The 26,071-nt window shown below is 44.9% G+C and carries 22 protein-coding genes and 1 pseudogene; 2 read left to right on the plus strand and 21 right to left on the minus strand.

Going from position 1 to position 26,071, the window contains the following annotated elements; translation table 11 throughout:
- Positions 1-87 precede the first annotated feature (87 nt).
- From C3V36_03700 to C3V36_03720, 5 genes are all read right to left on the minus strand, one after another.
- A complete protein-coding gene (locus C3V36_03700; protein ID AVM68429.1) occupies positions 88-693 on the minus strand; it encodes an SAM-dependent methyltransferase in 606 nt (201 codons plus the stop codon).
- A gap of 296 nt (positions 694-989) precedes the next feature.
- Positions 990-2,213 (minus strand): ATPase, encoded by a 1,224-nt coding sequence (locus C3V36_03705; protein AVM68430.1) that lies wholly within the window; start codon positions 2,211-2,213, stop codon positions 990-992.
- A gap of 79 nt (positions 2,214-2,292) precedes the next feature.
- Positions 2,293-2,628 (minus strand): hypothetical protein, encoded by a 336-nt coding sequence (locus tag C3V36_03710; protein AVM68431.1) that lies wholly within the window; start codon positions 2,626-2,628, stop codon positions 2,293-2,295.
- Positions 2,629-2,673: 45 nt separating this feature from the next.
- Complete coding sequence (locus tag C3V36_03715) at positions 2,674-5,631, minus strand: hypothetical protein (protein ID AVM68432.1); 2,958 nt, start codon at positions 5,629-5,631, stop codon at positions 2,674-2,676.
- Between the two features lie 129 nt (positions 5,632-5,760).
- Positions 5,761-6,063: a hypothetical protein gene (locus tag C3V36_03720; GenBank protein ID AVM68433.1), complete on the minus strand. Its 303-nt coding sequence runs from the start codon at positions 6,061-6,063 to the stop codon at positions 5,761-5,763.
- 79 nt (positions 6,064-6,142) lie between these two features.
- On the opposite strand from C3V36_03720, the pseudogene C3V36_03725 reads away from it, so the two are divergent.
- Positions 6,143-6,265: pseudogene (locus tag C3V36_03725) on the plus strand (fic family protein).
- Here C3V36_03725 and C3V36_03730 read toward each other — a convergent pair.
- From C3V36_03730 to C3V36_03800, 15 genes are all read right to left on the minus strand, one after another.
- Complete coding sequence (locus tag C3V36_03730) at positions 6,256-8,085, minus strand: ABC transporter ATP-binding protein (GenBank protein ID AVM68434.1); 1,830 nt, start codon at positions 8,083-8,085, stop codon at positions 6,256-6,258. The pseudogene C3V36_03725 and the gene C3V36_03730 sit on opposite strands and share 10 nt — an antisense overlap.
- Positions 8,082-10,040: an ABC transporter ATP-binding protein gene (locus C3V36_03735; GenBank protein AVM68435.1), complete on the minus strand. Its 1,959-nt coding sequence runs from the start codon at positions 10,038-10,040 to the stop codon at positions 8,082-8,084. The genes C3V36_03730 and C3V36_03735 overlap by 4 nt, the downstream gene beginning before the upstream one ends.
- 112 nt (positions 10,041-10,152) lie before the next feature.
- Positions 10,153-11,427, minus strand: a complete 1,275-nt coding sequence (locus tag C3V36_03740; GenBank protein AVM68436.1) for an AAA family ATPase — start codon at positions 11,425-11,427, stop codon at positions 10,153-10,155.
- Positions 11,428-11,775: 348 nt separating this feature from the next.
- Positions 11,776-12,441, minus strand: coding sequence for a histidine kinase (locus tag C3V36_03745; protein ID AVM68437.1), 666 nt, complete (start codon positions 12,439-12,441; stop codon positions 11,776-11,778).
- Positions 12,442-12,537: 96 nt separating this feature from the next.
- Positions 12,538-13,236, minus strand: a complete 699-nt coding sequence (locus tag C3V36_03750; GenBank protein ID AVM68438.1) for a DNA-binding response regulator — start codon at positions 13,234-13,236, stop codon at positions 12,538-12,540.
- Positions 13,214-14,068, minus strand: a complete 855-nt coding sequence (locus C3V36_03755; protein AVM68439.1) for a polysaccharide deacetylase — start codon at positions 14,066-14,068, stop codon at positions 13,214-13,216. Before C3V36_03755 ends, C3V36_03750 begins: the two co-directional genes overlap by 23 nt.
- Before the next feature lie 346 nt (positions 14,069-14,414).
- Complete coding sequence (locus tag C3V36_03760) at positions 14,415-14,828, minus strand: hypothetical protein (protein ID AVM68440.1); 414 nt, start codon at positions 14,826-14,828, stop codon at positions 14,415-14,417.
- 56 nt (positions 14,829-14,884) lie between these two features.
- Positions 14,885-15,325, minus strand: a complete 441-nt coding sequence (locus tag C3V36_03765) for a flavodoxin (GenBank protein ID AVM68441.1) — start codon at positions 15,323-15,325, stop codon at positions 14,885-14,887.
- A 142-nt stretch (positions 15,326-15,467) separates the two neighbouring features.
- Complete coding sequence (locus tag C3V36_03770) at positions 15,468-17,021, minus strand: hydantoinase subunit beta (GenBank protein AVM70430.1); 1,554 nt, start codon at positions 17,019-17,021, stop codon at positions 15,468-15,470.
- Positions 17,021-18,115 carry a DUF917 domain-containing protein gene (locus C3V36_03775; GenBank protein AVM68442.1) on the minus strand — a complete coding sequence of 365 codons (1,095 nt, stop codon included), beginning with the start codon at positions 18,113-18,115 and terminating at the stop codon, positions 17,021-17,023. Before C3V36_03775 ends, C3V36_03770 begins: the two co-directional genes overlap by 1 nt.
- A gap of 40 nt (positions 18,116-18,155) precedes the next feature.
- Complete coding sequence (locus tag C3V36_03780) at positions 18,156-19,493, minus strand: cytosine permease (GenBank protein ID AVM68443.1); 1,338 nt, start codon at positions 19,491-19,493, stop codon at positions 18,156-18,158.
- 147 nt (positions 19,494-19,640) lie between these two features.
- Positions 19,641-21,233 carry a PucR family transcriptional regulator gene (locus C3V36_03785; protein ID AVM68444.1) on the minus strand — a complete coding sequence of 531 codons (1,593 nt, stop codon included), beginning with the start codon at positions 21,231-21,233 and terminating at the stop codon, positions 19,641-19,643.
- Positions 21,234-21,334: 101 nt separating this feature from the next.
- A complete protein-coding gene (locus C3V36_03790) occupies positions 21,335-22,474 on the minus strand; it encodes an alpha/beta hydrolase (GenBank protein AVM68445.1) in 1,140 nt (379 codons plus the stop codon).
- Positions 22,464-22,685 (minus strand): AbrB family transcriptional regulator, encoded by a 222-nt coding sequence (locus C3V36_03795; protein AVM68446.1) that lies wholly within the window; start codon positions 22,683-22,685, stop codon positions 22,464-22,466. The genes C3V36_03790 and C3V36_03795 overlap by 11 nt, the downstream gene beginning before the upstream one ends.
- A gap of 46 nt (positions 22,686-22,731) precedes the next feature.
- Entirely contained in the window at positions 22,732-22,944 is a 213-nt protein-coding gene (locus C3V36_03800) for a hypothetical protein (protein ID AVM68447.1), read from the minus strand.
- Between the two features lie 97 nt (positions 22,945-23,041).
- On the opposite strand from C3V36_03800, the gene C3V36_03805 reads away from it, so the two are divergent.
- The gene (locus tag C3V36_03805; protein ID AVM68448.1) at positions 23,042-23,497 is read left to right on the plus strand and encodes a hypothetical protein; all 456 of its coding nucleotides are present in this window, start codon (positions 23,042-23,044) and stop codon (positions 23,495-23,497) included.
- Positions 23,498-23,704: 207 nt separating this feature from the next.
- On the opposite strand, the gene C3V36_03810 is transcribed toward C3V36_03805, so the two are convergent.
- Positions 23,705-26,071: a hypothetical protein gene (locus C3V36_03810; protein AVM68449.1), complete on the minus strand. Its 2,367-nt coding sequence runs from the start codon at positions 26,069-26,071 to the stop codon at positions 23,705-23,707.

A 26,071-nucleotide genomic window follows, 5' to 3' on the forward strand; every position in this document is an offset into this window, starting at 1 on the left:
CGTATATTTTTAAACATTCGCGGCCGTTTGGTCGTGAATCTTCAATTTTTCCGGCCTGGCATATTAATTTTTCTTGGCTTTTAAAAGTCACTCTTCTTTCGTAATCACCGCAACGGCGCAGGGGATTTTGCCATCAATCAAAGTATACTCCACATTCTGGTAACCAGCCGTCCGAAAAAACTCCTGATACGCCGCAAAATCAAACTGTTTCTTAAAATCTATTCCGATTGTTTTCAGCAGCCGGATTAGTAAATGGGGTTTAGCCGCTCCCTTATGGCTGATATATGTCGGAATAATTGCTTTTCCGCCAGTTTTGCAAACGCGCAACAACTCTGCCAGCGCCTCCTGCGGCGAATCCAGCAAATGAATAACATTACCGGCCACCACCTTATCAAATGCGCCGTCTGCACACTTCAGCTTCATGATATTGGCTCTTTTTATCTTGACATTGGCCATATGCGCACAGTTTTTCTTAGCCTGACGCAGCATCCCTACCGAAAAATCCGTAGCCGTCAGCTCCCCGCATCTTGGCCCGATTGCTTTGCTCAGCATACCTGTGCCGCAGGCACACTCCAGCACTTGGTCTCCCGGTTCAATCATACCGGCCACCACCGCCGTCAACTTCCGGTTTACCCGCCCATTTGACAAGATTGTAAACAAATCATAAACACCTGCCACTTTATCCCAAAGCATTCTTTCCGCCTCCGTTTCTGAGAAAATCCATCTTTTTAAGATGTTAGTGTCAAAAGATGATATATCCTTTTGCCGAAAAATCCCGCCATAGATTTCTATACTGTTGATGCTTGATCATAATATCAAAATTTGTGCATTTCTTCAATTCTTATTTCAGGGAATTTGTGCATTTCTTCAAAGTTTTATTTCGGGAAAATGTGCGTTTCTTCCAGATTTTTCCACAACTATAAATTTCGAATTTTAAGCCTCTGTGCCGCTTTGTTTTTCCACAGACAGCAAACCTCAAAAAGATACCGCTAAATCACCCAGACCGGCACAATGAAATTGTTCCGATCAATGACCGACAGTTCCGGCTTCATACATATAACCGCTCCCTCAGCGCATGGCGTAGATGCCTTATCCAGCAAGTGAAATACCTTGACCAGTTCCGATCCGGGATTGGCGGATTTCTTAATTTCTATGGGATTAAGTACGCCGTCATGCTCCAGCACAAGATCAATTTCCTTTGCGTCCTTGTCCCGGTAATAACAAAGAAATGGCTCCCGACCGCTGTTTAAATAGGTTTTCATTATCTCGGAAACAACATAGTTCTCTAAAATTACCCCATTCATCGCACCGCTTTCCAGCGTTTCCGCGCTGCTCCACTTCGTCAGGTAACAGACCAAACCGGTGTCATAAAAATACAGCTTCGGCGTTTTTACCAGCCGCTTCAGCAAATTATTGGAGTACGGGTGCAAATAAAAAATAAGGCCTAATGTTTCCAAAATCCCCAACCAGTCTTTGGCCTGCTTTTGATTGATATCCGCATCCCCGGCAATATCGGCAATATTTAACATCTGTCCGCATCTTGCTGCCACCGACGTTATAAATCGAAGAAATTTTAAGGAGTCCACCAAACCGGAAAGTTCTCTGACATCTCTTTCAACATAGGTTGCCAAATAGCTGCTGTAAAAAATCGAATGACTGCTGTTCTGCTCGCTGACCACTGCCGGCATCGAGCCTTTAAAAATTCTGGCAAAGATATCTTTCACGTCCGCTTTTTTTCTTTCCCTGCTTCTTACTAAAAGAGCATCCCAATCAACGGTAAAAGGTTCGGCAGTACCGCCCCCGATCTCTGCCTGTGATAAAGAGGTTAAGGAAAGTACCGCTGCCCGGCCGGCCAATGACTCCTGAATCCCCCGCATCAGCTTAAACACCTGCGAACCGGTCAGCCAAAAGTCTCCCATCCGGCGGTTCTTGTCAACATATATTTTTATATAGGTAAATAATTCCGGCGCATACTGCACCTCATCAATCAGCACCGGCGGCTGATGCAGCTGCAAAAACAACTCCGGATCCGTCTTTGCAAGATTTCTCTCATTCCAGTCATCCAGCGACACATAGCTTCTATCTGTACCCGCCATCAGTTTTTGCAGCATGGTGGTTTTTCCTACCTGTCTGGGGCCCGTTACCAGCACAACCGGATATTCCTGTGCCGCTTGCAAAACTACCTTTTCCAAATTTCTCGGGATATAGTTCATTACAGCCTCCTTTCGGCTAATTTGTATTCTGTTTCCATTTTAGCCGAAAATCAAAAAAATGGCAAGTACATATCTATCTTTAATCTATATCGTATTCGTCTTTTTTTCTTTTCCTTGTGCCCAATAAATGCCCCGCTCCCTGCCCGGCAAAACTTAGCGCGCCATATATTCCAGCGTATATGGCAGCGCTTTCATTGTAGTAAATGAAAATAGACGGCAGCCAACAAATCGCTGCAATCAAGGAGAAATACCAGCGAAATCCATTGATTTTCGCATACCAAAACGAAATCGTCAGTATAATCCACGGAAAAATAATCAATAAGCAGACGATTGCGCTGCCGGTATCTTTAATCAACAGCGGCGGCACTGCATAAAAGGTAATGATGATAAAAAGATATGCCAAATATTTTTTCATACAGCCCTTCCTCCCATTCTAATAACCTGAAATGAACTCCTATCATTACTTCCCTACCGTCATCATATATTTTTGCAAAATCACTGCTAGCTCTTCGCGGCTGATTTCTGCTTTGGCATCCAGCAAGCCGTTTTCGACCGGCAAAATCTGATTTTGCAATGCCCATTTAAGCGCGTGTGCCGCCCACGGGGAAATGCTTTTTTCATCCACATAATGCTGCAGTTCAAAAGCATTTGAATTTTGAGGCAATGGCGCTTTGGGGGCTGTTTCCGCTAACCGAAGCTTGGTAAAATTATGTAAAATCATTGTCAATTGCTCCATCGTAATGCTTTGCTGGGGAGCAAATTTATTTTTTTCCACACCGGCAACAATTCCATTTTGCATTGCCCATAATACGGATTTTTCATACCAACTGCCGGATTCCACATCGGCAAAGCTATTTTCTGCTTGCACCTGCGGAGTTTTCATAAAGTTATACAAAACCTGAACCACCGCTGCTCGGCTTGTCTTGGCTGCCGGTGAAAAAGTCCGCTGCCCTGTTCCCTGCATTAAATGATGGGATAACACAAATTGAATAGCAGCTATATAGTGAGAATCTTTTGCAATATCATCATAACTTTCCATAAGTTGTTGTTTGGCAGCTTCTTCCGCAATTTCAGCCGGATTCTCTTTACCGGCTGCCACTTCAGCTTGAGCCGTCAGACTGCTGTCTGCTTTGATTTCCGCTGCTTGGCCGGTATCTTCTGATTCTGCTGAATCCGGTGCAACATAGGGCTGCAAAACAGCCGCTGATTGTTCTTGCTGCGGCTGCTCCGGCTTGGCTTTTTCTTCCTGCTCTTTTTGCTGTTGCTCCTGTTTCGCTTTTTCTTCCTGCTCTTTTTTCTGTTGCTCCTGTTTCGCCTTTTCTTCCTGCTCCTTTTGCAATTGCTCCGGCTTGGCTTTTTCTTCCTGCTCTTGTTGCTGTTGCTGCTCCTGTTTGGCTTTTTCTTCCTGCTCTTTTTGCAGTTGCTCCTGTTTCGCTTTTTCTTCCTGCTCTTTTTGTTGTTGTTCTTCGGTTTGGCCTTCTTCTGGCTCCGTTTCTTCTGACGGCTCCTCAATCGGATCCGCCGGTGTTAATTCAATCAGCCCTGTTTCTTTTCCAAATACCGCCGTAATTTCAACATCTTTTTTCGGCATCACAAAAGAATGATTGCTTATTTCCAAATCTTCTGCCTGCCATGCTTTAAAATAATGTCCTGCCTCCGCCTCATAGCTAAGACTGATGGCTTCCCCGCTTGCTGCCCGCTGTTTGCTGGCTGCGGCCGTTCCCTGCCCTTGAATCTTAACGGTAATCGCATAATCCTGCATGACATTGATCGAAACTTCTGCCGTTTTCCTTTCATCCAAAACCGATTTCGCAACCACCGTCAGTTTTTCCGCCATTTCATCTTCTCCAACAGTAAGCACGCCCTGCGAACTAATAACAGTCTTCGCATCGGTATTGTTTTTCACTTTCCAAAGCACTTCCGGCGACGGATTATTTTTACCGGTAACTGCTGCGGCAAATTGAATGGCTTCGCCTTTTTGAATATTTTTTGCAGCCGGTAAAATTTCCACCTTTTCTACGGTTGGCACAATCTCCTCGGTAATTGCCCGCAATGACAAATTATAGCTGTCCTTTCGCACAAATTTCCCGTCCGCACTGCTATAAATATAAGATGAGCGATGCCGGTGGTCATTAACCTCTTTTCCATTCCCAATCGTTGGCGTTTCTCCGCCATTGCGATTGATTACCAATTTAACGGCAAAGTATTTTTGATTTAAAATATATTCCTCTAATAAGGCAATGGTATAAAAGCCATTGCGATTGATGCTTTTGTCGGTGGAAACCAGAGTAAAATTATTCTCGTCATTAATCCACTCTCTATTTTCATTATTGCTTTGGCCAATATAGACCTTATAATCCACTTCCTGCTCTCCCACTTGATAAAGCGAAACCGGAATATCCGTTACTTTTTCCGGATTTTGGGTTTTTCTTGCAAATACATTCAGGAAAATATTTTGCGGATCATCCACCGGAACCCCCGATAAAGAACCGGTGCCATAAGTATCGTACATGTAAACATTGGCATTTTCTTTTCGGTCCGCCACATTGGTAAAAACATAGTTTTTATCGGAGGCAAACGACGAATAACTAATCCAATAGTAACCGTCCATGCCCCTTAACTTTGTGCCCCAACTGTTTTTTACCAAATAAGCGCCTTTGACTGTCTTATTGGAATACAAACCCTCTTTAATTTCAATATTATCATCCCAGCCCACTAAAGTTACCGCATGGTTTGCCCGGCACGGCTGAGTGGCATGATACGCATTTTCAACCCTGCTTTTATTTCCCACGGTTTCTGACATAACCGGCCCATACAAGCGATCCGTTTCCTGATAATAAGAACTCATGACTGAGCCATATTCCATAATATATCGCTTCATTTCTTCGACATTATTTTTAATTACTATCATATCGCCGACAAATTTCATATGATATTTTTTATTCATATCTCTGAGCAAAGGAATTCCGCTGAAAGTAGTATTTTTTCCTGCTCTGGAAATACTGAATTCATAAAATGGGCTGTCTTCTCTAAATTTTCCATCTTTAACCGGCCCATCCAAGCGCGAAAAATAGTTAATCGCATCATAACCGGTGCTGCCGCTTTGCAAGTCGGTCAGGGGAGAGGAATTGGTTGCCAAATGTCCTTCTGAAAAATCATAGAAATCCGTTCCCAAACCGGCCTTTTTAAATGCCGTCTCTACACTGGACATGGCGGCATGAGCCCAGCAGGCATTGGAGTTCCTTTGGTCTTTGACCGGTGAAACCAGTCCCAATTCCCTGGCATCGTAGCGCTCCGGCAATCCGCCGCCCCCGCTTGCCGTTTCTCCGGCATAAACAAAATTATTCTGCAAAAAGCCAGGCAGCCCCTGGTTTAAAACAAGAGTGAATACTATCATCAGTACCAATAATTTTTTCATTCTTTCTCCTTACTATCGCTGTCATCATACTTACCATTTTTTTGCCAATTCTTATTCCGTTAAAGCATGGTAAAATGCCTATCTTTTAAGAATATGGTAACTATGACCTTGCTTTTTCCTTCTTTTTTCCTATATATTTAAATCCTGTATGTTATCGGCACATTTTCCCAATCTTTGAATTAAAGTTATCGTTATGCTTTTGACTAGTTCAACTTTCCCCTGATCGAAAGCTTCGCTTTCTGCCCGGGCGGGCAATCTGCCATAGTCTTTTTTGGCTCTGTCCCGCTCAGAGAGCGGGTGCCCTGATCGAAACGCTTTGCGTTTCTGCCCGGGCGGGCGGTCTGCATGGACCCACTCTCGCGATTTTCTTCGCAAATCGCATTCCGTTCCTGCCCACGCAACGAGCCTAAAAAAGACTGTTCTGTCGAACATGGGACTCGGATATCCTTGGATATATTGCTGCTATTTATCAAGAATCCGGTAAACAAGAGCTCTATCTCAAGCAGCGCCCGTATGTCCTTCCCTAAGCCTTAGCTCAATAGAAGGGGCATTGCGAAAATTGGTGAGCACAGGAGAATTAAAACGCGAAGGTGTCGGAAAATCAACCTGCCATCTCCGGTTAATTTACTCCTGATAATACCTGGCCTGGGCATCCCAAAGCTGCCGGTACTTGCCGCCGCCTTGGTAAAGCTCGGCATGACTGCCGATTTGCACAATCCTGCCTTCATCAAAGACCAGAATCCGGTCGGCAAATTTACAGCTTGACAGGCGATGGGAAATAAAGATCGCCGAACGGTCGCTGACAATATCCCCCAGCCTTTCGTAAATCTCGGCTTCGGCAATCGGGTCAAGGGCAGCCGTTGGCTCATCTAAGATGATAAAGGCAGCATCTCGATATAAAGCACGGGCAATAGCAATTTTCTGTGCCTCACCACCGGAGATTTCAATTCCGTCTTCCTCGACATTCGTGTAAAGATAAGTATCCAACCCCTTTTCCCAACCAGCTATTTTTTCCGTTAAACCAACCGCTTCTATGCACCGATTTAACTTTTCCAGATCATAATGCATACTGCCGGCAATATTTTGTCCGACCGGATAGGCCAGCAGCTTAAAGTCCTGAAAAACCACTGAAAATATCTTTAAATAATCATCATAACGATATTTCCGAATATCAATACCATTCAGCATGATTTCCCCCTCATCCGGATCATAAAAGCGGAGCAGCAGCTTGATAAAAGTGGTCTTACCTGAGCCGTTTTGGCCAACAATTGCCAGCCGTTTGCCGATTTCAAATCTTAGATTAAGATTGTGCAGCACAAAGTTTTCCGAACCCGGATAGCGAAAACTGACACCCCGAAATTCCAGTTCATATTTACGATCTGTTCTTTTTTCGGTAGTCAGGCTGCCGGTGTACATATCGGAACGGATATCTAAGAAATCCATTGCCTTTTTGGCATAGGGAATATTCAGCCGATACTCTAAGATAACACCAGCCAAAAGCCCAAAACCAATCACAAACTGATGAATACTGCCAATATACCGGGTCAGATAACCAATCGAAAAGGCTCCGGCATAGGCCTTTGCTCCTACCAGCAATACAATCAGAATAAACTGAATTCGGCTAAGCATGGCAGAAATCGCCACCTCTTTTCCATGTATCTGCCTTTTATATCGATCAAAAGCATTTCCCTTGGCAAAGGGATAGCTATGCCGAGTCTTTTCCATAATCTTATCCTGCTCATAAATCCGACTGTCCAAAAAACGTTCGGATTGAAAAGCCATCCGAAACTGAAAGTAGGAAGCTACTCGATTGCCCAGTTTAAACTCATCTGATATTTTAATAAAACCATCATTTGCTTTTTGGGATAAATAAATATTAATCCCTGTCAGGCATAAACAAATTCCGATTACCCCATAATCAAACCATGCCCCATTTAAATATGCCCACTCACTCTTTTGAACCGGCTGCTGAAAAAAGGATATGGTAAGCAGCAAACTCCCGATTATCAGCACGATTCCTTGAATCAGCCGTTCCGCCATCCAAAGCGGATGCTCGATTCCAAAACCAAAGGTATTGTTGTTTTGCCGTATGTTGGAAAGGGCTTCCATAGTCCCGGAATCTTCTGCCGTTTTTACATCCATTTCCCGGTATTTCTTTGAAAAAATATGTTGCGATTTAATATATATTTTGCCGGTATAATAATTGACCGCCCCTTGGGCAATCACCTGTATCCATTGACTGCTGAAAATAGCAAGCACCGTATAAATTGCCCAGGTCGGTAAATCTTCTATCCGGCCTTTGACAATCAAATCAATCATTCGTGCCATAAAATAAAGCTGAAGCAAAGGCAGCAGTGCCTTGGCCAGCGGAGCCAACGAAAAGTAAAAAAACTCTTTCTTATAATAATGCCAAAGCAAATACCAATGCCTAATCTGAGTTTTTATACTGTTCATGCCACCACCTCCTCTCGGTAATACTTACTTTGCACATCAAATAAATAACGGTACCGGCCATTTAAGCTCATCAATTCCTGATGTGTCCCTTTTTCAGCAATCCCCTTATTTTCAATTAAAATAATATAATCGCAAAATTGAGTGGAGGCCAGCCGGTGCGAAATAAAGAGGGACATTGCGCCTTTGGCCAGTTCATTATATTTTTCATAAATGGCTTTTTCGGCAATTGCGTCCAAGGCCGCTGTCGGCTCATCCAGAATCAAAATCGGACTGTCCCGGTAAATTGCTCTGGCCAGCAAGATTTTCTGCATCTCACCGCCGGAAAATTCCGGAGCATCATCATAAACTTCTTTAATAATATAAGTGTCCGCTCCGGCTTTCAGCCCATTCACCTTTTCTGTCAAATCCGACAGGGCAATGGCACGCTCCAGTCTTTTTTCATCAATTTCCTCCATAGAATTGGCAATATTCCAGGAAAGTTTTCCGGCAAAAACAGAATGTTCCTGAAAAACTGCTGCAAACAGCCGGTAATACTCCTGTCGGTTAAATTCCTTAATGTTAATGCCATTTAATAAAACTTCTCCCTCCGTCGGATCAAGCAGCCCGCAAATCAGCTTGATAAAAGTAGTCTTACCGGCGCCATTTAAACCAACCACCGATATTTTTTCACCGGCTGAAATCCGAAAATTAATATTTTCCAGAATATTTTCTCCATCTTCTGTATACCGAAAACTGACATTCCTAAGCTCAATCTGCAAGTTTTCTTTGTCTGCCGTCAGCCGCCTGCCATTTTTAAAGCGAAACATCTCCGGGTATTCCAAAAACTGACGAGTCGTGCTAATTTCCAAATGACTGGCATAAAAGAGATTAACGGCCTGCAAAAGCTGATTCATATCGGCTGCAAACTTACCCTGCACCTGAAAGTAAAGAAGAAAACCGGCCACGTCAACTTGCCCGTGAATAACCATGGAAATCAAATAATAATAAGCTACACCGTTACGAAGCAACTGAAGCAGCACATCCGCCGAATCTGCTAAAATAGCTTTTACGCATGCTTTATGGCAAAAATCCTGATATAGCCGCATGCTTGATCGGAAAAGGTCTTCCATCCATTGCCCTAAGCCAAACAGCCGAATATCCTTGATATTTTGATAATTATCAGAAAAGCGAAATAAATAGTAAATCTGTTGTAAATATTTGCCTTTCCTTTCCCGATTATCGTATTCCCATTGCCGAAGCCTCTTACCAAAAGCAAAACTGAAAAGCGTGGTAATCCCCGTTAAAACAATCAGCAAAAGAGGGAGGGAGGAGAGGATTAACACATAAATACCAAGCAAACAAGTGCAGGAAATAATCTGTGCCCCATACTCCCAAATCATTTCCGCTTTGGACGAATTATCACTCATTGACTTAATTGCTTTTTCCTTTAAGCTGCCGGCTTCTTTGCAAAAAGTCAGGGGATAGCTCATACGCAAAGTCTTGAGCAAAATTTGGTCCAATAAATCAATCCGGAAAAATATCTTTTTGGCTTGAAAAATCGTCCTGAGATAGCCAAGACCTCCATCTGCCAAAAGCCATGCTCCTCCGAGGCATAAAATCAAACGAATGATTTCGCACAGTTCTTTTCCGCTAATAAAGGCTTTCAATACCTGTGGTATCATAAATATTTCCAGCAAGGATACTAAAATCATCAGCCCGGATATGGCAAAAAATGTTGGCAGCATTTCCTTATCTACATTTCCGGCGACCTTTGCTATAAATTTTAAATTATCCAGACATTTGTAACCGCCAGACCAAATGCTTCGCATTTGCCGCTCTTCGTACTCCCCGCCTGACGGCGAATCTGGAAATGTCTGCTTCGCAGCCGCTCCTGTTTTCCTTGTGCACTTCCAATTATTCCAAATGCTGTATTGATTCTTCTTCATAAAAATTACCTCCCACATAGAGAGTATCATATTTTCGGCTGCAAAGTTATTTTGGGGATAAAATGTCAGAATTCAGGGATGAAAAGCAAATCCTCTGAATTAAAAATCAGCGACAATACCTTTGTATTATCGCTTTCTTTCCTTATGGCTTTAAACAATTAACCGGCACAATTAAGATGCCATCTTTTCTTTGGTAGGCATATTCGCCCTTAGCGATTAAAATCATCTTAAAAGACGGCAGCTTCATCTTGGTAATATCAATGTTCTGCTCTAATTTCTTCAATGTCTTTGCACCTTCTTCAATTAATCTATCACCACCCAGTTTTATTTCAATCAAGCCATATTTTCCATTTCTCAGGTGGATTACCGCATCACATTCTAAACCATTCTTATCCCTGTAATGATAAACTTTGCCCTCTGAAAACTCAGCATAGATTCGCAAATCACGAATACACAAATTCTCAAAGAAAAGCCCCATCGTTTCTAAATCGGCAATCAGATCTTCCGGTCCAATGCCCAGTGCAGCAGCTGCAATCGACGGATCGACAAAATATCTGGTTTCGGATGTTCGAATCGCCGCCTTAGAGCGTAGATTCGGATTCCAAGCCGGTGTATCTTCCAACACAAATATCTTTTTTAAAGCTTTCATATAAGAATCCATCGTTGGAATTGTAATACTCTCGGCTTCATTTGCTCGCATATCCTCAATTAAGGTTGGAAGCTTGACCTGCGAACCAATATGTCTGGCACATGAGCGCAATAATCTGGCCGCTCTTTCCGGCTCTCTATTTGTACCATCCACTCTTGAAATATCCGTTTGAATAACTCCATCAAAATAATCAATCGCTTGCTGTAAAGCTACTTCACGATTGTAATTCAAAGATTTTGGCCATCCGCCTCTGCAAATCCAAAAAGCAATTTCCTCCAGTGAAGTAGATGCTGCTCCTTGAATGGATACATTTCCTTGAAAAAGTTCCTTTAGAGACACATTGCCATTGGATTCTCCGCTTTCAAACAGGGACATCGGTCTCATGGTCAGTCTGGCAATTCTGCCAATTCCGGTATGCGAAGTACTGCTCATATCTGCCGGTACTGCTGAACCCGTCAATATAAATTGCCCAAACTCATCTCTTTGATCGACTTCAAAGCGAACAGCATCCCAAAGTTTCGGTGCCAGCTGCCACTCATCAATTAGCCTTGGGACTTCTCCATTTAATAAACCAAGCGGATTGATTTCCGCCATTTCCAGATTTTGCTTAACTGTTGCCGGATTTTGCATATATAGAACCGATTTGGCATGTTGCAATGAAGTCGTAGTTTTTCCACACCATTTTGCACCCTCGACCAATACCGCCCCCTTGCTCTCCAATCTTTTTTTTAGAATCTCATCAGCAATTCTTTTTCTGTACTCTTTCATAAAACATACCTCCCGCCCCCTTATTTTACCACTCATTTAGTGATTTGGCAAATTTTTATTTTATGATTTGGCGACTTTTCGTTTTATGATTTGGAGCGCGCAAGCATAAATGAATGCGACCGCAAAGCGGGCATATTCATTTTGCGGCGCTCCACCGGCAGGCGGTCGGTTTTGCGCAGCAAAATCCGACGTCTTCGTAGACAATTCGCAAAGCGGATTGTCAGAAGACCGCGGCGAAAGCTTTCATGCGAAGCATTTGGTCTGACGGTGGCAATCCTTCGATAGAATTCAATTTGGAGCGCGCAAGCACAAATGAATGCGACCGCGAAGCGGGCATATTCCAAACTTCTATATCAAAATCTCAGTTGTAAATGCCCCATCTTCAGAATTTCTGGATAAATAGCCATTATATTTCTCGATAATTGCGTCCATACTGATTAATCCAAGTCCCCGGCCACTGCCTTTGCTGCTGACAAAAAGCCTGCCAAAGCGCGGCTGCTTTTTCTGAGCAGTTAAATTGGTAAAGGAAATATAAAGTTTTTTACCTTTCATATCCATATACAGGCGAATCATTCGCTCCTTTTCCGGCAAAGTCAGGGAGGCCTCAATGGCATTATCAAATAAATTGCCGATAATGGTCGCTAAGTCAATTTCCTTGATGCCAAGCACACTGGACACATTAACATCCAGTATCACCGCAATCTGGTGACTCTTGGCCAAACTGACCTTGGAATTGACAATTGCATCTGTCATCTTATTGCCTGTCCGAATCACCGGCGAGGTGCTGTGCAAATCCTCCTCCAGCTCGGTCAAATACTTTTTGATCGCCGGGAGATCCCCGGATTCAACATAGGACTTTAACACCTGCAAATGATTGCGATAATTATGCCGCCACTTGCGAATGTCCTGATACATATTCTCGACTTCGCTATAATGCGTATTCAAAAGATTCTTTTGATATTCCAGCACATCCTCTTTAAGAAACATCATTTTGATTTTACGAAATAATTTCATCTTCTCCCCTTGTCTTATGAACCCATAAGGAAATTCTCTGCCTTTTCTATGCTGATTGTTTTCTGAAGCATTGCTTATCGGCACTTGGGATTGCCTTTAAAAATAAGATATCATGGTTTGACTGAGTTCATTAAACTTGCCTCTGGGAATGACAAAGCGCTTGCCGTCGGTCATTTCCATTTCGGTTTTGCTAAAGCTTTCCACTTTCTCGATATTAACGATTTCACTCCGGCTCAGGCGAAAAAAGCGCTGATCGAGTATTTGTCCGATTTCATTTAATGTCATGCGAATACGATAACAAAAATCCTGACCGCTGATTAACAAATAATTTTTATCCGCCACGATATAATAAATACTGCCGAGATAAACTTTATGCTGCTCATCGCCCTCTTTCATCAGCACAAATCGCTCGGTGGTTTCACCCTTACTAACTGCCTTATCAAGCACCGCAAACAGCTTTTCTTCGGCAATCGGCTTGACCAAAAAATGCAGCGCTTCGACCTCATAACCCTCACCAATATATTCGCTGTAACCACTGATAAAGATAATCTGCACCTTATCATCCCTTTGCCGGATCCGTTTGGCCAGCTCAACCCCGCTAATCGCTTTCATTTCAATATCCAGTAAAATCACCTGAAAGTCCTTATTTTCTTCATACACAAATAAGAACTCCTCAGCCGATGCAAAGGAATAGATACGCACCGGAACCTGTTTTTGCTTTGCCCATGTTTCTACATAATTTTGATAAAGCTGACGAATCCTTTGTTCGTCATCAATGATGGCAATGGTTTTCATTGGTTACTCCTTGGGGTGAATCTAAAGTCGACAAGCAGACTGTTGCACCGCCCGGAATCTCTATTTTTTCTCCGTCGACGCTGATCCATACGCTGCCCGCCGAGGGATTATAAACCAAATCGCCGTCTATGGTAAACTTCAGATTTTGGGCAGCTTTCATATAATCAACGATTTGAATATTGGTCGCGTACCAAATATCTTCCTGCCCCGCCATCATCCGGCAGAAGTCCTCCATTAACTCCCAGTTATCCTGCAGCGAAAACTCATAGCTGTGCCCCCAAACATACATCATATAAAGATACTGGCTCTTGTTCAGCTCCAAAAAACGCCTGCCGTTTTCCATCAGATTATGGTTATGATGGCAAGTCGCCTTCCACAACAGGTAATTCTCCGGCATAGCAAAATCATCGGTGTTGCCCACTACCCGGCTGTATTCAATCCCCAGATAAGGGAGCATCGCCACGATTTCCGGCGTATACGAACCATTTGGATAAGACAGGCCCCGCACCGGATAACCTACCGCCCGCTCCAGTCCCCGCCGGTCTTCCAGCACTTGCAGCACCACCTGGTCAATCGGGCAGCGGCTGATGGTCGGGTGAAGCACCGTGTGGCAGGACACCTCATGGCCCCTATATAGTTCCGCCCATTCTTCCGGCTTTATTCGGTCGTCCTGAATCAGCCCGGAATTCAAATGAAAAGTGCCCTTCATCTGATAACGGTTAAAAATCTCAACCAGCCGGCGATCCTCGACTCGGCCATCGTCATAACTCATGGTCAGGACCTTGTGTTTCCCCTCCGGAAAACAAATAAAAATATTCTTTAAATCACTCATTTTATCCCCTTCCTGCATTAATTACTCGGCTTTCCCCTGTCGAAAGGCACGGCTTTTACCGGCCGCTAAATTGTTCCCGTCTGTTTACCTACCTTTATTCCCATCTTCCTCTAATGATATGCATAATATAAAGCTAACCAACGTTCTCCATTTCTATATTAGCGGAAAAGGATAAAGATAACAAGTAGATTTTGACATTAAATGCGTCCGTAAATATTGCGGAAATCGCAAAAAGCCAACGTTGCCGTCGGCTCTTTTTATAAATATTACGAAGCAAAAGATGATATTGTCCTGGAAATTTATTTTGCCGAAAACAAGACCGCCCGGGAGGCGATGATCTTCTCTTTTACAGCGCCAGCAGCAAGGTACCGGCTCCGATCAAAATACAGCCAATAACCGCTTTCAACGTCAACTGTTCCTGCAAAACGATAAACGCCAAAATCAGCGTGATAACCACGCTTATCTTATCAATCGGCACAACCTTTGATACTTCACCCACTTGCAGTGCTTTATAGTAGCAGAGCCACGAAGCTCCGGTCGCCAGTCCTGACAAGACCAAAAAAATCCAGCTTTTTCGACTGATTTGGCCAATTCCTTTTTGAGCGTTGGTTAAAAAAACCATTCCCCACGACATCGCTAATACCACCACCGTCCGCAGCGCTGTGGCCAGACTTGAGTTTACTCCCTCAATTCCAATCTTGGCCAGTATCGATGTGCCCGCCGCGAAAACCGATGATAAAATCGCAAATAACAGCCACATATTTTTACCTCCCGCCAAAATCAAGTACCTGATTGTTGATCTGACTTTGCCATTATTTACAAAGCCCGATAAAACTCGACCGCGCCCCGAATTTCTTCAGCCGTCGGATGCCCTTTCTTCAGTCCGCCGATCAGCTTAAAAGGCCCGAAAGTATCAAAGCCCAGACATCCATATTCTCCCAGATAAGTTCCGTTCTTCTCCTGCACCAGCGCTTTCACCGCCTTGGTATGGCTCGGCCGGTTCTGGCCGCAGGTGTATAGTGCAAACACCTGCTTATTCTCGGGCAGATAGTCTTGCAGATATTCGAGCAAAGGCTTGGCAAACTTGGAGTAATAGATGCCGGAAGCAACACCGATTCGGTCATATTCATCCAGCTTAACGCTTTGATTTTCTGACAGATCAATCAGTTCAATATCGGCTTGTTCCGCCTTGATCGCGTCTACCAGCTTTTTAGTGTTTTGATGATGCACGGAATAAAAGACAATGGCTGTTTTCATTGGATAATAACTCCTTTCTGTTGAAACTTTTTCTTTTATTATACTCTTTCTACAGAATTTTTTCCACTGTCTGATTTTGATTTTCAAAAAAGAGGACTTCCGCCGTTAGTAGCAAAAGTCCTCTGCAAAAATCCAAACAAGATCAGCTCAAGTCACCGGCCGCTTTAATCTTTACCCGATTGGTATTACCGGGATAATAGGCCAAAGGAACATCTTCCATTTCAATGATTTCAACGGTTTCACGCACGGCTCCGGCGTTCACAGCCATCTCAACCGCCTCCTGCTTCGCCTTTTCCAGTGACTGTTCGCGGGGCAGCTCATCATAATTCATCAGCTTTTCGTAGGTGCCGCTTACTTTGGAGATGGCAGAACCAATGGCATTGGCACAGCCAAAATGCCCCGGCTTTAGAACAGATGCCGCGCCATGAATATTTTCGGGAAGAATAACCGACCCGCCGCCCACAAGAATCAAATCGACATCCGCATTGGAAACTTTCATGGCGTCTATACTATCTTCCACTAACGCGCGGATAGCGGCCATAGCCTTATCTGCGACCTCCTGCGGAATAGACTGAACTTTGGTTTTATCTCCCAGTTCCACCATACCAAGGCGGACAGCAATGTCAGTTGCGGTCATTACCTCACCGCCGAACACCATTGCTTTTTCTGTCAGCTCATAGCCCACACTGTCAGGGCCGACTGTCACACTGCCATCGGGCCTAGCACGGACGATGGAGCCACCTCCAAGACCAATGGAAATGACATCCGGCATCCGGAAGTTTGTACGTACACCGCCGATGGTAACAGCCACACTGGATTCGCGGGGAAAGCCATTTTGGATCACGCCGAGGTCGGTTGTGGTGCCGCCCACATCCACTACAACAGCATCTTTGAGCTGTGAGAGATAGCTTGCGCCGCGAATCGAGTTCGTCGGACCGCATGCCACAGTAAGGATCGGGTAGCGGCGGGCATACTCCATTGTCATCAGAGTGCCGTCGTTTTGACTCAGATAAACATCAGCATTAGAAACTCCTTCGTCTTGCAGACTTTGGGCAAATCCCTCCGTAAAGCGCTCGGCCACTTTCCACAGTGCTGCGTTGAGAATGGTCGCATTTTCCCGTTCGACCAGCCCCATCGAGCCAATCTCGCTGGAAATCGAAACATGAACCTCCTCACCCATGATCTCATGACAGAGCTTGGCCGCCGCTATCTCATGATCATCGCGGACAGTAGCAAACACACAGGAGATGGCTATTGATTTCACGCCTTTTTCCTTCATCTCCCCAAAAAACGCCTTTGCCGCATCGACATCGAGCGGAGCAAGTTCCTTGCCGTCATACTCAAAACCGCCGCCAATGACCGTGCTGCCAACAGCCACCTTCTGAATATCTTCCGCCCAGTCTACCATCGGCCGGATACCGGTGGTGGCAGGTGCACCGATCCGCAGGATACCGATAGGCGCAAGATGCTTGCGTTCAACAATAGCATTGGTGCACTGGGTAGTCCCCAGCATGGCCTGATGAATTTGTTTCGGATCTACACCGGAAACCTCCAGTACAGTGCGCATAGCACCTAAAATACCGTCATAAATATCTACAGACGTGGGATATTTAATATCCGCCACCACCTTGCGGTTTTCATCCACCAGGACAGCGTCTGTATTGGTGCCGCCCACATCAATTCCAAGTTTGTACATCATTTATTACCTCCCTTGCAGCGTTCTTCCAGCGGAATATAGTCAGTATCTACGCCAAAGTAACGGGGCCCTACCAGCTCCAATCCTTTGTCCGTGCGCCACAAATGGAAGCATTTAAGACCTACCACCATGACGCGCTTGCCGTATCTGAGGGCGTCTGTCGTAACAGGCAAAAAGGTTTCCGTGTCAACCAGGGAAATCAGATCCGGCGTCGTAGCCAGAATCTTTCCATCGACCACGGCAGTCAGATTCTCGTTCTGAAACTCTACATGTGCGGACTGGCCTTTATAATCGCCAATTCCCTCCAGTACGACTTTGCCGAAATTAAAGCCGGAACGGGTCTCGCGCAAAACATCCGCAATCTTTCCCTTAAAGAGCTTGAAGCCTTCAGACATAGCAAGGAAATGTTCTTCCGGTGTCCGGTCGCCGCAATCCTTAATGGTACGAATCGCACGGCCCAGCCGCTCGCTGCGGGTTACAATACCGCGGACGCCAAACTCTTTCATCTGTTTGCCGCTCATCGAATAAAGCGATACGGAAACGGAAGCGCCGCAGCTCATCGTAACGGCACGGGCCAATTCTTCCGTCCACTTGTTGGTAATGGTCTCAAAAATACAACTGTTTCCTTTTTCGTCTACCAGCGCCATAGGCGTAGCTTTTATGCCGCCAATGGTAAAGGTCACCATCTGCAGTTCAGGAAAAGCTCTCCCCATACCATCAACATCCACCATCGGCATATTCAGACGAGCCGCTGCTGCAATCGGCAGCATTGAGTTGACACCGCCCGCTTCAATGGGCATAAATGCATAAATTTTCCGGCCAAAGAACTTGGAAACCATGTCAAAGAGTTTCTTATACTCTGTGCCGCCGATGGCCTTTTCACCCAGTACCGTAGGTGCGCCCATCATCGCGATAGGAACAATCAAGGCATCATCGGGAACTTCATCAGGGTCAATCAGCGTAACAGGCCCGCATTCCTGGACCGCGCCGATCGCGATGAGTTTTCCGATATAAGGGTCTCCGCCGCCGCCTGCACCAAGAAGTGCAGCACCGGTGGCAATATCTTCAATTTCCGGGATACCGATTTTTCGCATAACAATACTCCTTTTTACGATTTCAGGGATATGAGCCAGCTCATGCCCCAAAATAAAATCCATACTTTTTTTCAGGGAACAGCTTTGCCAAAGTCACATAAAATACCAAAGAAACAAGAATGCCATTGACCGGGCCAACAAAGAACGGCCAGTTCAGGCACGGAAATGCCGCCACAAGCCCGGGAAAGCTGGCGAATGTGCCACCGGTGATGCAGGCAAAAATCGCGCCGACTGCAAAGGAAATCAGTCCAACCGCCGAGAAACCGGAACGAATCGCAAAGTTCTCTTTCTTGCCTCCGCCTACAATCCAGTAAGAAGCAATCAGCACACCGGCCAGCGGCGGGATAAGTGCGGACATCAACGACAGAAAACCCTGGAATGCATTCAGCAGCCCGAATGCCGCCAGCAGTGTACCAATGCCGCCGGCAACGCCGGTTGTGAGTTTAAACTTGCTTTCATCAAAGCCAAGCAGATTGCTGAGCGCCAGACCGCCGGAGTAAGCATTGGTAACATTAGTCGTCCAAGTGGCCAGCACCAGCGCAACCAAACCGACAAACGGTACACCAAGGGATGCAAGAATAGCGGAAATGTCGTACTGCCCGGTAACAACACTCATCAGTGCGCCGGTAAGCAGCATAAAAAGACCCGCCGGAATAACGCCGACAATCGAAGATTTAACAACATCGCCGCGGCTCTTGGCAAAACGGCAGTAATCAGCGGAAATAACACCGCCGAGGGCAAACGAGGCAACCACCATGGAAATACCGAACACCATCCCGGCGGAAGTTTCCGGCATATAGGCAGCAATAACGCCGCCGCCGTCATTGGATATGATACCGGCAATCAGGCCATACAGGCAGACAACCACCAGCAACGGAACTGCAAGGTAGTTCAGCCACTTAAGCCACTTAAAACCGCCGCAGGCGGTTACAAGCATAATCACTCCCCAGACAATGGAACTGATGGTCACAAATACCGGCGAAGTCTCAGTGCCGATCATACTGGCAGTCATACTCGCAAACGCGCTGCCGCAGGTTGCCGACTGGATACCAAACCAGCCGACGCAGGCAATAGCCAGCAGTGTACTAATGATATAACGCGCACCTTTTTCCCCCAGTGCACCGGCCGCCATAACCGACACAGGAAGTCCGGTATCGCATGCCTGCATACCAATGCAGATCATATACACGCAAATTAAACCGTAGCCAATCAGAATGGAAAGAACAATCTGACCGAGGCTCAGTCCGGCACCGGCCAGCACACCACCGATCATTAGGCACGGCACACAAATCATGCCGCCCGCCCAGACCGCTGCGATAGAAAGCCAGCTTTGCCTCTGTGCTTCTTCAATTTTAAATCCCCTGTTTTTTTCACTCATCAAAAACACTCCTCTCTTCCAGAAAATCTCTTTGATAGTCAAAGAGTGCTCCCATGATACCACCGGAAAACGGAAAAGAATACTGTCAAATAGGCAGAAAAAAAGCCCCTTGCGGTTGTCCCTTGGGACAACCGCAGAGGCCTTTGATTATCTTGCCGTTTCATTAAGCAGCCGGTAAATGGCCGCGCCGCGATAAATACCAATCGTCTCCGGCATTTTGCCCAGCCGGAATCCAAGAAGATCCGATATCCGCCGCAGCCGATACTTGATTGTATTTTTGTGCAGATAAAGCATTTCCGCCGTGCGGGTCACGCTGCTGTCACAGTCCAGCAGAAAGGTGCAGACGGTATTTAGCAATTCCGGATATTCCCGGTCATTTTGCAGCCCGGAAAGCTGGAGCGTCCGCCGCAATGCAGCCGCTTCCCCTTCGCTGATCCGTTTTCTGCTTTTTTCCGCCAGTTCAAGTTCTCCCAGCAAAAAAATCCGTTTATGCGGAAAGATGCATTTGGCGTCATCTAAATTGTCTAATGTCAAACGATATGCTTTCCGGCATTCTGTCGTATTGAACAAGTCGCCGCAGCTCACTAAAACGGCATTCGGATTCTTCAGCAAAGCCTGTCGGAGAATGGTTTCCATGGCGCGTTCCGTTTCCTGTAAGGAATGTGGCGTACTCAAACTCATGACTGGATTGCCGTCATAGGAAGCACCAATCACAATATCCGCGCATTGGCGCGCTATCTCAATACTTTGCTGCATATCAATCTCAGAGGGAGCCTCAAGACCGCACAGCACCCAGATTTCATGAATCGCAGCCACATCAACATGAAATATTTCCGCTAATCTCCGCATTTTCAGGGGTTCGTCCTGTAAAATCGCACGGATCAGCTCATGAATCGCCACCGCGCCATGCTGCTTTCCCCATATATTGATGCAGATCCGGATAGCATCGGCTGCCTGTCCGGCAAGCTGCGTATTAAGAGGCGCACCAACCTTAATTAACGTCAGTTGCAGAGGCTGAATTACATCTGCCCGAATGGACTGACAAAACATTTCTGTATCGGCCAGAAATGGACATGGAATTGCCAGCTCCGTTTCCAACGGCAGGCAACGCTCTATGCCTTGATAAATCGCATCTTCCGTTCCGGCCGGCCACGCGGCCAGGTTTAATATTTTTCCTTCATGGGTGCTTAAAACCGCCGAACAGCTCAATTCCGCGGAAAGCATTTGCAGCGCGGTGCCTACCGTCTGCTGATGATGCGGTACGGTTGATATCCGGGCCAAAATATCCGACACCAGTGAAACATTGGTTGCCCGGGCGCGATAGATGCAATCGGTTACATCCGTGATGAGATCGCTATACCGCAGATGGCGTTGTCCCTCCGGCATACAAATCAAGACGAAATCATGCTCATCCGCAATATCGATGAGCCGCTGATCGACATAGGGCAGATAAACTCCGACATAATATAAGACCAGCCCCACTTCTCCGCCGCCAATCAAGCGCAGAAGATTCGAGCACTGCCGGTCAACATCATCAATACAATTCAAAAATCCGGTGATAACTATCTCACCGCCGGAGTATTTGTCGTGCGGAAACATCTCATGAACCAGCACCGCCGGATCAACGGACTCCAAAACAGAAATCGAGGAAACGGTTTTCTTTAGTCCTTTTTTGCCGCCAAGCACTTTCGCCTGGCGCAAAGATGGCAGCTTAAGAAGATCAGCTACAGTCACGCTCATATATTTCACCAGCTTTCTGCGTGTTTCGTTCTTTTCGGGATAAAAGGTTAATAGTTACGGGATCGTCCTTATCCTCTCATAGGGGAAAATCTCCTTGGTTTTCATCGGTTTTCCTTTTCTATACTGTCTAAAAACTCTATTGCTTTTTTCAAATATGCCTTTGGCTGTTCCGCATGAATATTGTGCATAGAATCAAATTCTTCGATTAAAACACTCCCCGGAATCAATTCCCTGACCAGTTGTGCATCTTTTTCATCCATTGCCGAAATCAAAGTTCCTTCTGCCGTGTAATAAGAAGGTGCCGTATCTTTCGGCGGCTTTACATGGAAGATACAGGTCGGAACGCTGATTTGGCTCAGCAGCTCCTTTTGCTTGATGCCATTAAAGAAGCTAAAGTCATAGAAAGCATTCGCAAACCTTAAGTCATAATCACCGGTTTTATCTTGTAAATTCGCCGTCAGCTGAAGTAAGGTATTGACTCCTAACTCCGGGGGGTAGTACCAGATAACGGGGATCTTTGTCATATCCTTGCGAAATATTTTGAGTGCGGGTTCTGCCACAATCTTTTTCCAATTATCTTTCCCGTCCTTGTTAAACAGTGTCCGCATCGGATCATTGTTTAAGTAATGTTCAAAATAGGTGATATCAGGCTTTTCGGTTAAATAATTGTGGATATTTTGAAAAGTTTTATAAGAAAATGTGTTTTCTGCCCGCCCCTTTTCTGTTGCAAAAAACGGTCCATCCTCTAAAATAATTGCCTTTAAATTTTCCGGATATTTAGCGGCCATATATGCAACAATCAGCGCTCCGGACGAATGCCCCGAAATAATAGTGCTTGCGCCAACCTTTTCTTGTATAAACAGTGTGATATCCGCCCCGATACGCTCAATATTATATAAAGCAGGATCCTTGCTTGATTTTCCATGCCCATAATAATCCGGTACAAAAACATGAAAGCTTTTTATTAGTTCCGGCAAGACCGTGCGGTAATCTGTCCAGTCTACCATTTGCCCATGCAATAATACGATATCCGGGCCATTGTCCGGACCTTCCGCATAATTTATAACGCTTCCGTCATTCAAATGAAACTGTTTTTCTTCTAAACCCAAGCTTAACGAGTTGTTCTTTCTAAACTTTTCTCCGGAATAATCATAGTTTAAGTTTCGAAGTGCATAGAGCACAAGCAAAACAATAGGAGCCGTAAACAATACAGCGGCAAATTTCAGTGTCCTATTTTTCATTTTCCAAATCTCCTTGGATATTCATTAAAACTTTCGTTGCCACAGCGCCGTTCATAATCGCCAATCCCCTTGCTTCGTCTCCGAGTATGAGCAGGTTATCGCCCGCCTCTATTGAAAAAATTTCCCGGGCCTCTTTGGGAATAACAATTTGTCCCTTCGCACCTACTTTGGCCGTCCATGCATGCAGTTTTCCATCTTTTTTACTTCGCATTTGCTACCTCCCAAAATAGTATAATAAGTATGAAAAATCATACTTATTATACTATATAAAAACTGATAGCGCAAGATGCCATATTTTTCAGCTCTAACACCATTGCTTTTTTCAGCTTTAACTCATCCCTTTTTACACCAAAAAGCAAGTTGGAAAGGTCAATTTCACACGCAAAAGCTTTTACTTTCTTGGTTTTATCACGTGCTTTATCGGTTTCAGGCAGCAGGCAAAAAACGCAAAGAAACCTGATATTGTGCAATCTCTTCCCTTATGTTACAATAATGGCAGTTCCTATGGTTACAACTCTGTTTGACAAAAGGAGTTCTTTTCCTACCAATCTTCTGAGGAGGTTTTCTATGAACGGAAGAGAAGATAAAAAGGCAAATGATTTGTTTTTCACTTGCAGTTTGATTGAATACATCGCTCGCAAAACCAAAAATAAAAGTTCGGTCGTAATTGATGCTTTAGGAAAAGACAATATTGCTAAAATCTATGATTTGGCGGATGTTTATCATAGCGATAATATCGAACGGGTGGCAAGTGATTTTATTGAAGAATCCGGCCTGACAAGCGGCTCTTATGATACGGTCGGCTTTGCCCGTTATTCCATCCCCAGCCATTGGGATATCGGAAAAATCTATAAACGGCTGATTCTCGGCATTGCCGCTGCCGAACAAATCGACATCATTGATGCCCTCTGGAAAGCTTACCATTCCTTTGTCAGCGAAAAAATCGACGATTATAACAGCAGTTTTTATTATGATAGCCCTCAAAATATTTTGAATGCCTATTTGGATAATTATATGGAATAAGTTTCCTTATTTCTATATTTTCTTACGAAAACGAATGTTTTATTTCTTTCTGTTTTCTTCCAAAAGCAAAAAGGCAAACCAATCTATATTCGCACTGGGTTTGCCTTTTTAGTTCTTAACTATTATTCTTTAGACTGATCCGCACAGCCTTTCCTCCTGTAAAATATTCCGCAAGTCATCAAAAGTTTGACGAATAGGCTCCCGCTTTTACAATCCATGCTCTGCGCATTTTTCGGCCAATAATTTTTTCAAGACTTTAAACTCGAACCGGCTTAACGTATCGGTTTTTTCTGTCAGGTTCATACTGACATCCCCCAAATGATGATTATAAAAAATATCCGGATCGGAAAACACGGCCACAAAGCCGGCTTTCAAAGGCTTTATCGCCAATATGGTATTGCCGCCCGCATCCCGGATCAGGCTTTCTCCCCCGATGACCACAGCAGCATTTTCACTTAGCGGTATCTGCTTTATTTCCTCATAATCCGCAAACTTCGCCATTTCCTGCGCTTCAATCTGCATTCCGATTTTTTGCAGCAGATCATTGGCATGCAGGCCCGCTTCGGCATTATCCATAATCAAAAGCCCTTTGCCCTCTCCCACTTTTTTCAGAATTTCTTCCGGATTTTGAATGGCTTTTTCCGGCTTGGAAATAACTATCATATCGGCATCTGCCATTGCCCGCTCCAATCGGTCATAGGCTTTGGGAAAATAATTTAATCTTTGGGTCCACACATAAAATGTATTTAACTGTTCCTCCGACTCCGCCAAAAATCCGGGAATGGAATCCGACAGTTGAATCCGGGAATATTGCCGGTCAAAACCAATCTTTACCATCGGCTCTATCGGCTCCGGCAAGGGATACAGGCTCTTGTTCAGCATTTGCAGGCTTAAAGCTGCAACGATAGCGGTACTGACCGCCACACTCACCAAAACAAATAAAGACAATTTCTCTTTCTTCGTCACCCACCAATAAATATTGGCCAGAACCAACAGCAAAATCAATCCTGCCAGCCAGCGCTTTCCATTGACTACCGGCAAAGCATTCGTGTGATTCAGCCAATTCAAACTGGCCAGCAATAACTCCGGCTTGCCGTTCATAAACATCCAAAAATTAGAAAAAACCGTGCTGTCGGTAAAGGCAAGCACTCTCCCTTTCCCATGCTCTATGCCCGCACTTTGCACAAACAAACCAAACTCCAAATGCGGGTGATTGGCATCCTCCGGAAAAAAGTTCTTTTGCGAATAATCCGCCTGCAAGTTTTTCAACCCATAGCCCCGAATCATATCCTGGGCATACCACGGCGCCTGCAAAGTATTGGAAGTAGCAAACAGAAAATGCGGCAGTTCCTGCACAACGGCATGCGGCAAAAAGCATGGTTTGTCATATTCGGATAAATTTCCGCTGGCCAGGTCATAAGTACAGTCATATCGGAATGTGATATCAAAGTGTTGTGCCAATTGATTTAAATTGGTGCCGGTTCCAAATACATTGGTATGGTCGCCAATCAAATACAGCCCGCCGCCTGAAGTCACAAATTCGACAATCGCCTCAATTTCTTCCTCCTCATAGCCCTTGGTCGGGGTTTTCAAAATTAAAATGTCACATTCTTTCAAAGTACCGGCTCCGATTGGCTTATGATTGATTTTAGTATCATAAAAATGACGGATGTAATTATAAAAGCAATAATAATTATATCCGGAACGCTCTCCAAACCAATGTTCATCGTAAATCTCGGTCGTCCATTCCCAGTCGCTGTGATATTCATCAATCACCACCCGCCCCTGCTTTTTGACTCCCGCACCGGAAAAGCCCAAAAACAAGACACAAAAGCTGACCAGAAAAAACATCAATACAGCACTTACTCCATCCTGCCGATTCCGGGGAAAATGAGGTTTTACATCAATTTCCGCCATTTTCGGAGTAGTGCAGACGGAATAAAGCAATGCTAAAGGCAGCAAAGTCACGAAAGTAAAGCTTCTCTCCCAAAATAAACCGTGTAAAAAATAAGAATTATACAGCAGAATCACAAAGCAATACCGCAAAATAAAATACATTCCCGTTACGGCTGTCAATAGGAAATACTCTTTCCTGCCGGCTTTTTTCAGCAGTAAGGTCTCTGTCAGACCAACTACAAAAAGAAGCAAATAAAAAGCACCAAACTTTTCCCAGGTGCTAAGAAAACTATAATTTCTAAGCGGTGCCTGCATATACAGCAAAGCCCCTTCGGCAACCGCTTTAACACCCAAAACATTTAACAGCTTGCTCAAAATAGGCGGCAGGACACTTTCGGCATGATGGCGGCTCGCCCAAATATAATAAAAAGGAAGAACAGCCGCCTGAGCAAGCAACAGCAGAATACCGTACTGCACCGCTTGGCGGACGGCTGCCAAAGAATCCTTGGGGGAAGGATTTACCCGCTTCCTTTCCTCCCCTCTAAGCGAAATCCACATCAATCCAAAGCCCAGACCAAGGCAAAGCAGCCAGCCTAAAAGATTCGGTTTATCATAAAGGGGAAGAATCCATGCCCACGATGCGCTTAATATTATCATTGCCAGCCATAAAAAGTTCAT

The organism is Lachnospiraceae bacterium oral taxon 500, from assembly GCA_002999035.1.
Classification (GTDB): Bacteria; Bacillota; Clostridia; order Lachnospirales; family Vallitaleaceae; genus W11650.